This is a genomic window from Streptomyces sp. NBC_01520 (genome assembly GCF_045040375.1).
Taxonomy (GTDB): Bacteria; Actinomycetota; Actinomycetes; order Streptomycetales; family Streptomycetaceae; genus Streptomyces.
On the sequence record NZ_CP109404.1, the window covers coordinates 139678 to 151846 of the forward strand.

A 12169-nucleotide genomic window follows, 5' to 3' on the forward strand; every position below is an offset into this window, starting at 1 on the left:
AGAGACCGAGGTACTGCGGACCGGCCACCTCACGGCACCGGCACGCACGTCGTTGAGACCTCCGACCGGATCGGGAACTCGGGCGTGAGCCTCGGGGCGGGCGGATGAGCACGCCGACGGCCCTGTGGTCCGCCTGCCGACCGCACAGATGCCACGCCGCCCGGCACGGGGCACCGCGCCGCAACTCCGACCGATCCGCGCCGTAACGGCGACGGCCGGACCGGCGCCCGTACCTTCCCGGTGGCGAACCCGAACACGGCAGCGGCGCCCGCGCCGAGGACGCCCCGCCGCTGAACAGCACCGACCCGGACGGCACTCCGCGCACCACCGCCTTACCGAAAGAACCCTCGACACATCCCGCACGGCTTCGTCCCGCACCCGGCTGCCTGGACAGCCCGGCAGTGAGCACTCAGAGAAGAGAGCCCTTCATGAAGACGCACCGCAGTCGCCGTCTCGCATCCGCGATCTCCTTGGCCTCCGCCCTGGCCCTGACAGCAACCGCCTGCGGCGACGACGGAAGCGGCCTGGCCGACGGCGGCGGTGAAGGCTCCGGCACCGGAAGCATCGTCTTCTGGGACGAGAACGGCGGCGTCCGGACAGCCGTCTGGAACGAGATCATCGCCGACTTCGAGAAGGCCAACCCCGACATCGATGTGGAGTACGTCGGCCTGGCGTCCACGGAGGCGCAGTCCAAGTACGACACGGCGATCCAGGGTGGTGGCCTGCCGGACGTCGGCGGTGTGGGTGCGGCAATGATCGCCGGAATCACCGCGCAGGACGCACTGGAGCCGCTGGACGAGCGCATCGGGGACAGCGCCCTGAAGGGCAAGCTGAACAAGGCGATGCTCGACAACGTGAAGTCGGCCGGCGGCCGGGACGAGCTGTACACGGTGCCGATCTCCGCTACCAACGGCGTCCTCTACTACCGCACCGACCTGTTCGAGAAGGCGCAGCTGGACGAGCCCAGGACCTGGGACGACTTCTACAGGGCGGCCGAGGAACTGACGGACAAGAAGAAGAACGTGTTCGGCTACACGATCCGCGGCGGCCCCGGTTCCATCGCCCAGGCACTGGACGCGATGTACGGGCAGTCAGGCATCGAATCCTTCTGGGACTCCGCCGAGAAGAAGACCACCGTCAACGATCCCAAGAACGTCGAAGCGCTGGAGAAGTATGTCGGCCTGTACCGGAAGGCCACGCCTGCGGCCGACCTCAACAACGACTTCACCAAGATGGTCGCGCAGTTCGACTCCGGCAGCATCGGCATGCTCAACCACAACCTGGGCTCCTACCAGGACCATGTGAAGGCGCTGGGAACCGACAAGTTCAGGGGTATCCCGCAGCCTGAACTCGCCGACGGCACCCGGGTGATGGTCTCCAACCCCGTGTCCGGCCTTGGGCTGTTCAAGTCGTCCGAGAAGAAGGCGGCGGCCTGGAAGTTCATCGAGTTCGCGGCATCCCACGAGGCAAATTCCAAGTTCGGCGAATCGGCGGGCCTCATCCCGGCGAACCAGGATGCCGCCGAGGACGCCTGGCTCGACAAGGCCGAGGCCACGAAACTGGGCGCCGAGGCGCTCTTCTCCGGCGACACCACGATCGTGCAGTTGCCGTACTACCTGCCGGACTGGAACACCCTGTCCAAGGCCGACAGCGAGCCGGGCTTCCAGAAGGTGATCCTGGGCAAGATGACGGCCAAGGAGTTCCTCGACACCCTCGCCGAGAAGCTGAACGAGGCCCAGGCGGAGTGGAAGCAGATTCAGGGCAACTGACCGCGTGAAGGCGGGCCTGAGCCCGCGGTGCGGCACTCGTACGCCGCACCGTCCGTCGGCTCAGGCCCGCGTCGATCCGATCCGCCGGTCTGCTGACGTGGGCGGCGATGGTGCGCGCGCGGACGAGCGGTTCCGTACACGGCGTGTCGGCCCGATGCCGAAGGCCACCCCATGGTGAACGATGTCTGCCTGCGACGCGGCCGTTCCCCGGCCCGGTCCCTCGCCCGACCCCACGGCCTGCGGCGACGTCACTCTCGCACGGGGCAGGTGCTGGTGCGCGTCCGCGCGGTGGCCCTGAACAACTCCGATGTCTCGATGCTGATCCACGCCGACCGACGTCCGGCGGCACGGGCAGGCCGTTACCGGGCCGGGCTTCGAGCGCGCGGAGCGGATCATCCTGATGGGCCGGCACAACGCACCGGCCTCGGCCGCTTCTTCGGCGCCACGATCGTCGTCACCGAGCGCGGCAAGGAAGGCACATTGCCAAGGTCCGTGACCTGACCGGTGGAGAGGCACCCACGCCGCCCTGGAGGCCGTGGGCCACATGCCGGCCTGCGAGATGGCAGGCGGGATCCCCCTCCTTTCCGCTTGCCTCACCAGGTACCTTGTATCGCATGGAACCAGGTGATTCGACCAAGCAGGCCCGGGCAGCCTCCCAGCTGCGCAAGGGGGTCCTGGAGTACTGCGTACTCGCCCTGATGCGGGACCGCTCCCGCTACGGAGTGGAACTCCTCCATGCCCTGGAGGAGTCCGGCGCCTTGGCCACCAGCCAGGGCACGGTCTACCCGCTGCTCTCCCGGCTCCGCCGCGACGACCTGGTCACCACCACCTGGCAGGAGTCCGCCTCCGGACCGCCTCGGCGCTACTACGCGCTCACCGACAGCGGCCGGGCCACACTCGACGAGTTCACCCGTGTCTGGCCCGGCTTCCGCGACGCCGTCGACACCTTCCTGACCGCCGCACGCCCCTCCACCGGAGACCTCTCATGAAGACCTCTGCCGACCTCGTACAGGACTACCTCTCCGCCGTGGAGCGCGAGGCCTCCGCACTCCCCGCCGACCGTCGCCAGGAACTCCTCGCCGACCTCGCCGAACACGTCGAGGTGACGCGCGCGGAGCGCCCCGACACCGCTGTCGGCAAGGTCCTGGCGGAGCTGGGGGACCCCCGTACGATCGCGGCGACAGCCCTGGCCGAGGCGGGGAACGGGGCTGCCTGGGCCTCGGCCCCGGGCGGTGTCCGTGTACCCGCCCGGCGTGGCAAGGTGCACCCCCTGGTCCCGCTCCTCATGCTCACCCTCCCCTTCCTCCTGGCGGCGATCCTCCCCGACGTCCCCGCCGTACAGTTCTGCAGTACGTTGTTCCGCGTCATCGGCGCGGTGCTGCTCTGCACCTCGGTGCACTGGAGCTCCGCCCGGAAGACCGCCGGCGTTCTGCTCAGCGCCGTCCTACCGACCGTCGCCATCAGCATCTGGATATGGTCCGACGCCGACTCGTCGGGCGACGTCCCGGCCCTCCTGGCCAACCTGGCGACGCTCGCCCTGCTGGCCGGCACGGCAATCTGGCTCTGGCGGGTCCGCCGCGCCTGAGACCGGTTCCCGGTCGGGGGTTCGTCAAGAGCCGCCGGGTTCGTCGCTCAGTACGCGAAGTCGACCTTGATGTTCAAGGCGAAGAGGTCGTGCTCGTCGGCGTTGCAGGCGCGGGCCTCGACGGCGAACCTGGCCGGCGGAATCTCCCTGGGGATCTTCAGCCTTACGGTCAGCACGGCGTCGCCCACCTCGATGAAGTCCCCGGTGACCCCCGTGTCCACGGACAGGTTCCAGGAGCCTGTTCCGGGATCGCCCTCGCTGATCCGGTCGAACAGGTTGTAGGTCTTGTTGACCAGTTCGACGGCACCGAGCTTGACCGTGACGTCGATCCAGGCGCCGCGCTCGACAGCCTTCGAGATGTGGACCGGGATCGATACGGTGACCACCTCGCCGGGTTCCGGGGGGTCCGGCTTGAGGTCGATGCCGTTGATCTCCACCATGTCGGTGCTGCTGCCCGCATCCGACCAGCTCCAGGAAGTCATGTACGCATAGTAGTGACCCGAGCCCCCCGGGTGACCGATCTTGGATGGGCCGGGCCCTGCCGACGATCCGCGACTCCCCCGTACGACTGCGGCGCGCACGCTCAGACCGTGGCCTTGCCGGCAGAGCTCGTCCACGCGTTCTCGCGCAACAGGCGCAGGCCGTTGAGGCCGACGATGACGGTGGAACCTTCGTGGCCGGCGACACCCAGCGGCAGCGGGAGCGTCCCGATCAGGTCCCAGGCCGCCAGTACGGTGATGAAGACGGCCGCAATGGCCAGGTTCTGCACGACGAGGCGGCGCGCCTTGCGGGAGAGGGCCACGACGGCGGGGATGGTGGCGAGTTCGTCGCGGACGACAACGGCGTCGGCGGTCTCCAGAGCGAGGTCGGAGCCGGCCTGGCCCATCGCGATGCCGGTATGGGCGGCGGCCAGGGCCGGGGCGTCGTTGATTCCGTCGCCGACCACCAGCACCCGGCGGCCTTCGGCTTCCCACTCCCTGACCGCGGCTGCCTTTTCCTGCGGGAGCAGACCCGCACGGACCTCGGTGATCCCGGCCTCGTCGGCGAGGTGCCGGGCGGCGCGCTCGTTGTCTCCGGTCAGCAGAACCGGGGCCCGTCCGGTGAGTTCGCGGAGTGCGGCCACCGTCGCCTTCGCGTCGGGTCGGAGGCGGTCGGCGATGCCCAGCACGCCGACCGGCCCGCCGTCACGCAGGACGAGTACCGCGGTGCGGCCCTCGTCCTCGATCGCCCGCACCACACCACTGACGTCCGGGCCGCCGGTGACGAGAAGACGATCCGGGGATCCGACCTGAACGGTGCTCCCGCCGATCGTGGCGGTGACACCGGCTCCGGGGGCGGAGGTGAAATCGGCCGCCTCGGCGATGGCGAGGCCGCGTTCGCGGGCGGCCCGGACGACAGCGCGCCCGAGGGGGTGCTCGCTGGGGTGTTCGGCAGCCGCCGCCAGCGCCAGCAGCGCGTCCTCGTCCAGACCGGAACCGGGCTCGGGGCGGACGCCGGTGACCCGGGGTGTGCCTTCGGTCAGGGTGCCGGTCTTGTCGAGGGCGACGACGTCGACCTGACCCAGGCGTTCCATCACGACGGCGGACTTGGCGAGGACGCCGTGGCGGCCCGCGTTGGCGATCGCGGAGAGCAGCGGCGGCATCGTGGACAGCACCACGGCGCACGGCGAAGCGACGATCATGAAGGTCATCGCGCGGAGCAGGGCGGACTGAAGGTCCGAGCCGAGGGCGAGCGGGATCGTGAAGACGGCCAGCGTGGCGATGACCATGCCGATCGAATACCGCTGCTCGACCTTCTCGATGAACAGCTGGGTGGGAGCCTTGGTCTCGGACGCTTCCTCGACCATCTTCACGATCCGCGCGATCACCGAGTCCGCCGGGTCACGCTCGACGCGGACCCGCAGAGCGCCCGTGCCGTTGACCGTTCCCGCGAACACCTCGTCCCCTGAGCCCTTGGCCACCGGCAGCGGCTCTCCGGTGATGGTGGCCTGGTCGATGTCGCTGGCCCCGACCAGGACCTTGCCGTCGGCACCGACCCGCTCGCCCGGCCGCACCAGGATCGTGTCGCCGACGGCCAGGGAGCCGGCCGGTACGTTCTCCTCCGTGTCGCCGGGCAGGAGCCGGGTCGCGGTGACCGGCGCGAGGTCGAGCAGACCGCGCACCGAGTCGGCGGTACGCACGGTCGCGACGGCTTCCAGGGCTCCGGAGGTGGCGAAGATGACGATCAGCAGTGCGCCGTCGAGGACCTGGCCGATGGCCGCGGCGCCGACCGCCGCGACGACCATCAGCAGGTCCACGTCGAGCGTCTTGTCCTTCAGCGCCTTCAGGCCCTCCCAGCCCGGTTCCCAGCCTCCCGTGATGTAGACGGCGGCGTACAACGGGCCCCACAACCAGGCGGGGGAACCCGCGAGATGGAGCGGGAGCGCGATCAGGAACAACACCAGCGCGGCAAGCGCCCATCGGGCCTCGGGCAGGGCGAGAACTCGCGTGCGCCGCTTCGGGAGCGCGGGACTCGGCCCGGCGGCAGGTGGAGCGAGCTGCTGATCCAGGGCAGGAGGCATGGCAGAACAACCCTTCACGGGCGGACGGGGCAACCCGTTCACCATACAGGAACACATGAACAGGTTTTCATGTGTCGCCGCTATGATGGCTTCCATGGGCCACGGAACCGACACCGCCAGCAGCGCCACCACCCGCGAGCGCCTCGACGCCGTCGGCACCGCCGATGTCGCCGCCACCCTCCAGGCCCTTGCCACGCCCTCCCGGCTTCACATCCTGGCCCGGCTCCAGGAAGGGCCCTGCTCGGTCGGCGACCTCGCGGAGGCGGTCGGCATGGAAGCCTCCGCCTGTTCCCACCAGCTCCGACTGCTGCGCAACCTCGGACTGGTCACCGGCGAACGCCGGGGCCGCTCGATCATCTACGCGCTCTACGACAACCACGTCGCCGAACTCCTCGACCAGGCCCTCTATCACGTGGAGCACCTGCGCATAGGGATCCGGGACACCCCCGCCGACATGCCCGAGCCCACCGCCGGTTGAGAACGACGACGTACGAGCGGCTGGAACGCACGAGGAAATGACCGGCACCGAAAAGCACTGCGAGCTACGCGAGGTCTCCCTCGGCACCTGGTACCGGCCCTACGACCCTCCGTACCGGCACGAACACCGCAACCACTCGCTGATTGCGGCGTAGTCGGCGTCGGTCAGGCCCTGGCGGGGATCAACATGATGGAGCAGGGCTTGTCCTCGATGGTGTCCTGAGGCCCAGACCCGATCCCTGTCGGTGATCTCGTCGTCGACCCATACGAATGACCGCCCCTTTGCCCAGGCGACGAGGGCGCGCGTCTTCCAGTGGAGTCCGTCCCGCTCGTCCTGCTCCTCGGCGTCGGACGGTTCCGGCCAGTTCACCACCGCCAACGGCGGCAGGCCGATCCGCGGTGCGACGCATTCGTTGGCCTCGGCCATCCACGTCGTGGCCCAGACCAGGTCGCACGGTAGTGCCATCAGCCGGGGTCCGTGCTCGGGACTGATCCTGGCCAGAAGTGGATTCGAACCGAGCCCTTCCGGTTCAAGATCCGTCTGGAATGTCGGATGCCCGTCCGGATACCGCTGCGGTGCCGCCCCGAACGGAATGAGTGGCCCGTCGACATCGAGGAAGAGCAGTGGACGCTGTTCGGAATCGGGCACACCTGCACGATACCGACTCTTCTATGCTCGCAAACCAGCCGTACTTGGCAGTCGGAACACGTGAAGGCGCTCAGTCAAGCGCGCGAAGGCGCGCCGGTCGCGGCCGGTCGCGGCCGGTCGCGGCCGGTCGCGATCGACGTCAAGAAGTGGAGGCACGGATCAGGGCGACGCGTTTCTCATTCCGGATGCCGGATGCCGGATCCCTCGGCCTCGCAGACCGCCGCCTCCGCACCATCGGCCTCTACGAGCCGCGTGCGCCGTGGTGAGCGAACCGGCGAGCACTCCCGGTTCGGCGAAGCGTCCTCGCATTCCGGCAGGCGTACGTCATGGGCGTCTGCCCGGTCCGCGTGGTGGGCGTCCCGAAGTCATGCCCCACGTAACCTCTTCCTGTGCCAGATTCCCGCCTGCATCGCGTCGCCGTCCTTGTGCTCGAGGGTGCGAAGCCGCTCGATGTCGGAATTCCTGCGCAGGTTTTCACGACCCGCGCGAGCATGCCGTACGAAGTGCGGGTGTGTGGGGCGGCACCCGGTCTCGTGACCGGCGGCGACGGCCTCGCGTACTCCGTTGCCCACGGCCTCGACGCGCTCACGTGGGCCGACGTCGTCTTCGTCCCCGGCTACCGGTTCCCGGACCGCGACGCCCCGCCTCAGGCCGTCGTCGCGGCACTGATCGCCGCCCACGACCGGGGCGCGCGGCTTGCCGCCATCTCGACAGGTGCCTTCGCGCTCGCCGCAACGGGCCTGCTCGACGGCAGGCGCGCCACGACCCACTGGCACTACACGCGGGCGCTCATGGCTATGCATCCGCTCGTCCGGGTCGACGAGAACGTGCTGTTCGTCGATGAGGGCAGCGTGCTCACCTCGGCCGGCGCCGCCTCCGGCATCGACCTGTGCCTGCATATCCTGCGCGGCGACCTCGGAGTGGCTGCGTCCAACCATGCGGCCCGGCGTCTGGTCGCGGCCCCCTACCGCAGCGGCGGCCAGGCCCAGTACGTGCCGCGCAGCGTCCCCGAGCCTCTCGGCGAGCGGTTCGCCGCCACCCGCGAGTGGGCGCTGCACCGGCTCGGCGAGCCACTCACCCTCGACGTACTGGCGCGGCAGGCGGGGGTCTCGCCGCGCACGTTCTCCCGGCGCTTCGTCGAGGAGACCGGCTGCACGCCGATGCAGTGGGTGATGCGCGCCCGCGTCGACCTGGCCCGCGAACTGCTCGAACGCTCGCAGCGCAGCGTCGAACAGATCGCCGCCGACACCGGTCTCGGCACCGGCGCGAACCTGCGCCTTCACTTCCGGCGCATCCTCGGCACCGGACCAAGCGAGTACCGGCGCACCTTCACGCGGGGCGAGTGACCGGCCCGGAACCGCTTGGCGGGATCCTTTTGAACCATGGCAATCCCGCCACTGTCAGCGGCGTCGGCCGCAGGCGAACCTGGTGTGGAAGGGAAGGGACATCACTCATGACTCGCATCGCCATCAATGGATTCGGCCGCATCGGACGCAATGTGCTGCGCGCACTGCTGGAGCGTGACAGCACCCTCGAAATCGTCGCCGTCAACGACCTGACGGAGCCTGCCACTCTCGCCCGTCTGCTCGCCTACGACAGCACGGCCGGCCGGCTCGGGCGCCCGGTGACCGTCGACGGGGACACCCTCGTCGTCGACGGCCGTCGGATCACGGTGCTGGCCGAGCGAGAGCCGGCGCAGTTGCCCTGGGCCGAACTGGGCGTAGACATCGTGCTGGAAGCCACCGGCCGCTTCACCTCGGCCAAGGCGGCCCGTGCCCACGTCGACGCGGGCACGAAGAAGGTACTCGTCAGCGCACCGTCGGACGGCGCCGACGTCACGCTCGCGTTCGGGGTCAACACCGACGCCTACGACCCGGCCGTGCACACGATCGTCTCGAACGCCTCCTGCACCACCAACGCGCTCGCACCACTCGCGGCAGTCCTCGACGAACTCGCCGGCATCGAACACGGGTTCATGACGACGGTGCACGCCTACACGCAGGAGCAGAACCTGCAGGACGGTCCGCACCGCGACGCCCGCCGCGCCCGGGCCGCCGGCGTCAACATCGTGCCGACCACGACCGGAGCCGCGAAGGCCATCGGCCTGGTGCTGCCGCACCTCGACGGCAAGTTGTCGGGCGACTCGATCCGCGTACCGGTGCCAGTGGGCTCCATCGTCGAACTCAACACGACCGTCGCCCGCGACGTGACACGTGACGACGTGCTGGCGGCGTACCGCGCCGCTGCGGAGGGTCCGCTGGCCGGCATCCTCGAGTACTCGGACGACCCGCTCGTGTCGTCCGACATCACGGGCAATCCCGCCTCGGCGATCTTCGACTCGGCCCTCACCCGCGTAGACGGCCGCCACGTCAAGGTGGTTGCGTGGTACGACAACGAGTGGGGCTTCTCGAACCGCGTGATCGACACCCTCGAGTTCCTCGCCACCCGCTGACCGGACGCCGTGGTGGTGCCCCTCCCCCGGCGACCGGCCCGGGGGCGGGGCTTCCTCCGGCCGCCCCGGTTGACCGGTCGGGCCAACCGGAGCCACCGGTCAAGAAGGGGATCCGCCGGGCCTCCAGCGGGTGCTGGACCGAGGACGCCGCGGTCGTCGGACCGACGCGGAGCCGTCACCGGAGTCGTCGTCCGTCAGTGGTCGCTGGACACCGTGGTCGCCCTCGTCCCAGAACGTCGCCAGGACCTCGTCGAATCGCGCCATGACACGCAGCCCAGGGTTCAGCCGGACCGGTCTCAGCAGCTGGCCCAATGGCTCAGGAACGGCCCGGAACCCATCAGTTCTGCGCCGACAACCAGCCGGCGGATTCGAGTCCGGGCGTGCTGCCGGTTCTCACGCGGCGAGGGAGACCGGTTCGCCGAGCCGTTCGGCAGCCTTCCTCCACGCCTCGGTCACCGCCGCACGGGCATGGACGGTACGGCTCGGCACGTCCCCCGTCAGCATGATCGGCGCCCCGACGTGGACATGGAGACCGGGCCTGCGCAGCGGGGCGGTCCCGAGGCCCACGACCTGCTTGAGCAAGCTTCCCGAGACGATACGACGAGATCCGGCCTGCCCCAAGGGGATGACGGGTGCTCCGGTTCGGTGGACGAGTCGCGCGAGCCCGCTTCGGAAGGCTTCCGGGGCGGCTTCCCCGGCATCCTTGCGGAGCGGGATGCCGCCCTCGCCGTAGATCAGGACGAGGCGTCCCCGGGCGAGGGCTTCGGCGGCGCCGTCGAGGGCGTCACCGGCGCGTGCGTCATGCCGGTGGACGGGGATGTGTCCCTCCCGGGCGAGGGCACGGCCGAGCACGGGGATACGCCAGAGGCCCGCGGCCGCCAGGACGGCCGGCTCCACGCCGAGACGGCGCAGCGCCGCGAGTACCACGGCGGGGTCGGCCAAGGAGCTGTGGTTGGCAACGATGATGCTGCCTGCCGCGAAGTCGGCATCGCTGTCGGTGGTGACCGTCAGTCGGCCGAAGGCGGGCACCAGTGCTTCGGCGAGGCGGCTGAGCATGGGCGGGTCCTCCCGGACTCGAACGGTGGTGACCTTCATCGTGGTCCGGGAATGTGCTGCGGGCCTGAGTACCGGTACTCAGCGGCAGCCCCGCCGACGTACCAGTGTCCGGGTTCGTCCTGCCCCTGGGGGACGACCGGTCGTTCACCCAGCGGTCAGCTGCCAGCCAGGACGACCGCTGCCACGGGGCGAACGCATTCGTCATCGACCGAGTCCGTCCGGGCTCCCGTTGTGCGACACGGCGCTCTACCGGCTGGACCGCAAGGAGTACGGACACGACTTGGGCGGAGACGCCTTTCTCTACACCCGTGCCGCGGTCGTTGCTGCCGGCCGCACCGAATTCGACAGCGTCCTCGAAGACCCTGTGGCCTTCACTCCCTACGCCACCGACCTCATCTGGGCCGAGAGCTTGCTCTACACACCGGACCGGGCATACAGACGCATCACCGGGGAGGAGTGGGACCGCGACACGCGATACACCTACGAGTCGTACTCGAATACTGAGGGCTGGGCCGACGGAACAGCACGGCCTGCCGATGGTGACGAACTCCAGCGCTGTCGCCGTTGATCGTCCTCACGGAATGTGTGCCAGAACCCAACTCTCACCTACAAAGCCACAAGCGCCTCCTGGAGGGTGTCGGAGACACTCATGATGAACGCGCTGTCAGCTTCCGGGGACGAGAGCAGATGTCCCGAACTCGCATCCAGCACTGGCGACAGGCGCTCGGCTGTGTACGGCCCTCGATGCGGTCCGCGGCCTGTGCCCTGCGGCGGAGCGCCGCTGGGCCGAGCCCCGACCGACACCCCTGGCGTCGAAGTCCTGGCACGGCACGCTCAACCAGTACCGCCCAGCGCTCGAACAGGCCCTGGGCGCGGGGCCGTCCACCGCTGTCGGCCACTCCCCCGCCTCGCCCTGCCGGCCCCGGCTGAGACACTCGCACCATGGACACCACACCCGAGCACATGGGCTCACGGAGCGCGGCCGGATGGACCGTCGCGCTCGCGGGTCTCGGAGCAGTCACCGGCTTCGTCTGGGACGGCCCGTTCCTCGCTGTCACGTGCGCGCTTTCCCTGGGAGGCGGCGCCGCCCTGGGCTCGGTCCTGTCCCGCCGCCGGCTGGTGGCGACCATCCGGGAGGGCCGGGGCGAGGCTGCCGCGCTCGGATACGCCGACGGGATCGGGGACATGGTGGTGCTGGGGATATCCGCGTACAGGGTCTCCGTCTTTCCCCTGTCCGGTCCCGGCGCGGTGGATCCGGCCGAGCGCACGGCGCGCCGTAAGGCCGCCTATCACCTCACCGCCGCCGAGGGGCTACCGCACCACATCCGTGAGGCTGCCGCCGCCGCGCTCGAAGCGATCGACGACGCGCGCGACGAAGACACCCGATCCGCGATCGATGAACTCGTCAAGGCCGTCCACGCGCAGCGCCGCCGTACCTGAGACCGCACCGGTGCGGACATACGGGCCGGCCGGGCGGCCGCACAGGAGCCACCCATGACGGCGGACCTGGTCCGCTGCCACCGTATGACCGTTCGCGGGCAGCCGGACCGGGGGGTGCCGAGATCACGGCCGGTCCCCCAGGGCCTGCGAGGGATCACCACCTCGCGGGAGGCCACCCGGC

General features: G+C 69.9%; 13 protein-coding genes. 9 read left to right on the forward strand and 4 right to left on the reverse strand.

The annotated features are described in order from the left end of the window. Window positions 1-428 precede the first annotated feature (428 nt). The 4 genes from OG524_RS00615 to OG524_RS00630 all read left to right on the forward strand — a co-directional run bounded on the left by OG524_RS00615 (window position 429) and on the right by OG524_RS00630 (window position 3354). Window positions 429-1769, forward strand: a complete 1341-nt coding sequence (locus OG524_RS00615) for an ABC transporter substrate-binding protein (protein ID WP_405392968.1) — start codon at window positions 429-431, stop codon at window positions 1767-1769. 267 nt (window positions 1770-2036) lie between these two features. Continuing rightward, window positions 2037-2270 (forward strand): hypothetical protein, encoded by a 234-nt coding sequence (locus tag OG524_RS00620; protein ID WP_405392967.1) that lies wholly within the window; start codon window positions 2037-2039, stop codon window positions 2268-2270. Between the two features lie 113 nt (window positions 2271-2383). After that, window positions 2384-2758 (forward strand): PadR family transcriptional regulator, encoded by a 375-nt coding sequence (locus OG524_RS00625; protein WP_405392966.1) that lies wholly within the window; start codon window positions 2384-2386, stop codon window positions 2756-2758. Next, window positions 2755-3354: an HAAS signaling domain-containing protein gene (locus tag OG524_RS00630; RefSeq protein ID WP_405808521.1), complete on the forward strand. Its 600-nt coding sequence runs from the start codon at window positions 2755-2757 to the stop codon at window positions 3352-3354. The genes OG524_RS00625 and OG524_RS00630 overlap by 4 nt, the downstream gene beginning before the upstream one ends. 47 nt (window positions 3355-3401) lie before the next feature. Here the strand turns inward: OG524_RS00630 and OG524_RS00635 are convergent, their stop codons facing one another. Together OG524_RS00635 and OG524_RS00640 are read right to left on the reverse strand one after the other, a co-directional pair. Then, window positions 3402-3836 (reverse strand): ML domain-containing protein, encoded by a 435-nt coding sequence (locus OG524_RS00635; protein ID WP_405392964.1) that lies wholly within the window; start codon window positions 3834-3836, stop codon window positions 3402-3404. A 101-nt stretch (window positions 3837-3937) separates the two neighbouring features. Continuing rightward, window positions 3938-5914, reverse strand: coding sequence for a heavy metal translocating P-type ATPase (locus OG524_RS00640; protein WP_405808524.1), 1977 nt, complete (start codon window positions 5912-5914; stop codon window positions 3938-3940). A 94-nt stretch (window positions 5915-6008) separates the two neighbouring features. On the opposite strand from OG524_RS00640, the gene OG524_RS00645 reads away from it, so the two are divergent. Further along, the gene (locus tag OG524_RS00645; protein ID WP_405392962.1) at window positions 6009-6392 is read left to right on the forward strand and encodes an ArsR/SmtB family transcription factor; all 384 of its coding nucleotides are present in this window, start codon (window positions 6009-6011) and stop codon (window positions 6390-6392) included. Window positions 6393-6491: 99 nt separating this feature from the next. On the opposite strand, the gene OG524_RS00650 is transcribed toward OG524_RS00645, so the two are convergent. Continuing rightward, on the reverse strand, window positions 6492-7040 hold the full coding sequence (locus tag OG524_RS00650; protein ID WP_405392961.1) for an HAD domain-containing protein: 549 nt from the start codon (window positions 7038-7040) through the stop codon (window positions 6492-6494). Between the two features lie 389 nt (window positions 7041-7429). Here OG524_RS00650 and OG524_RS00655 point away from each other — a divergent pair, with 389 nt between their 5' ends. Both OG524_RS00655 and gap read left to right on the forward strand, forming a co-directional pair. Further along, window positions 7430-8386 carry a GlxA family transcriptional regulator gene (locus tag OG524_RS00655; RefSeq protein ID WP_405392960.1) on the forward strand — a complete coding sequence of 319 codons (957 nt, stop codon included), beginning with the start codon at window positions 7430-7432 and terminating at the stop codon, window positions 8384-8386. A gap of 107 nt (window positions 8387-8493) precedes the next feature. Beyond that, the gene (gap, locus tag OG524_RS00660; RefSeq protein WP_405392959.1) at window positions 8494-9492 is read left to right on the forward strand and encodes a type I glyceraldehyde-3-phosphate dehydrogenase; all 999 of its coding nucleotides are present in this window, start codon (window positions 8494-8496) and stop codon (window positions 9490-9492) included. 393 nt (window positions 9493-9885) lie between these two features. On the opposite strand, the gene OG524_RS00665 is transcribed toward gap, so the two are convergent. Then, window positions 9886-10548, reverse strand: a complete 663-nt coding sequence (locus OG524_RS00665; protein ID WP_405392958.1) for a lysophospholipid acyltransferase family protein — start codon at window positions 10546-10548, stop codon at window positions 9886-9888. A gap of 280 nt (window positions 10549-10828) precedes the next feature. On the opposite strand from OG524_RS00665, the gene OG524_RS00670 reads away from it, so the two are divergent. Both OG524_RS00670 and OG524_RS00675 read left to right on the forward strand, forming a co-directional pair. Beyond that, window positions 10829-11116 (forward strand): hypothetical protein, encoded by a 288-nt coding sequence (locus OG524_RS00670; RefSeq protein ID WP_405808527.1) that lies wholly within the window; start codon window positions 10829-10831, stop codon window positions 11114-11116. Between the two features lie 374 nt (window positions 11117-11490). Continuing rightward, on the forward strand, window positions 11491-11988 hold the full coding sequence (locus OG524_RS00675) for a hypothetical protein (RefSeq protein WP_405392956.1): 498 nt from the start codon (window positions 11491-11493) through the stop codon (window positions 11986-11988). The last annotated feature ends 181 nt before the right edge of the window (window positions 11989-12169 follow it).

What these genes read in the sequence shown, in the direction of transcription:
- OG524_RS00615 (WP_405392968.1), top strand. Translation starts at nt 429, where the DNA reads ATGAAGACGCACCGCAGTCGCCGTCTCGCATCCGCGATCTCCTTGGCC.
- OG524_RS00625 (WP_405392966.1), top strand. Translation starts at nt 2,384, where the DNA reads ATGGAACCAGGTGATTCGACCAAGCAGGCCCGGGCAGCCTCCCAGCTG.
- OG524_RS00630 (WP_405808521.1), top strand. Translation starts at nt 2,755, where the DNA reads ATGAAGACCTCTGCCGACCTCGTACAGGACTACCTCTCCGCCGTGGAG.
- OG524_RS00635 (WP_405392964.1), bottom strand. Translation starts at nt 3,836, where the DNA reads ATGACTTCCTGGAGCTGGTCGGATGCGGGCAGCAGCACCGACATGGTG.
- OG524_RS00640 (WP_405808524.1), bottom strand. Translation starts at nt 5,914, where the DNA reads ATGCCTCCTGCCCTGGATCAGCAGCTCGCTCCACCTGCCGCCGGGCCG.
- OG524_RS00645 (WP_405392962.1), top strand. Translation starts at nt 6,009, where the DNA reads ATGGGCCACGGAACCGACACCGCCAGCAGCGCCACCACCCGCGAGCGC.
- gap (WP_405392959.1), top strand. Translation starts at nt 8,494, where the DNA reads ATGACTCGCATCGCCATCAATGGATTCGGCCGCATCGGACGCAATGTG.
- OG524_RS00665 (WP_405392958.1), bottom strand. Translation starts at nt 10,548, where the DNA reads ATGCTCAGCCGCCTCGCCGAAGCACTGGTGCCCGCCTTCGGCCGACTG.
- OG524_RS00675 (WP_405392956.1), top strand. Translation starts at nt 11,491, where the DNA reads ATGGACACCACACCCGAGCACATGGGCTCACGGAGCGCGGCCGGATGG.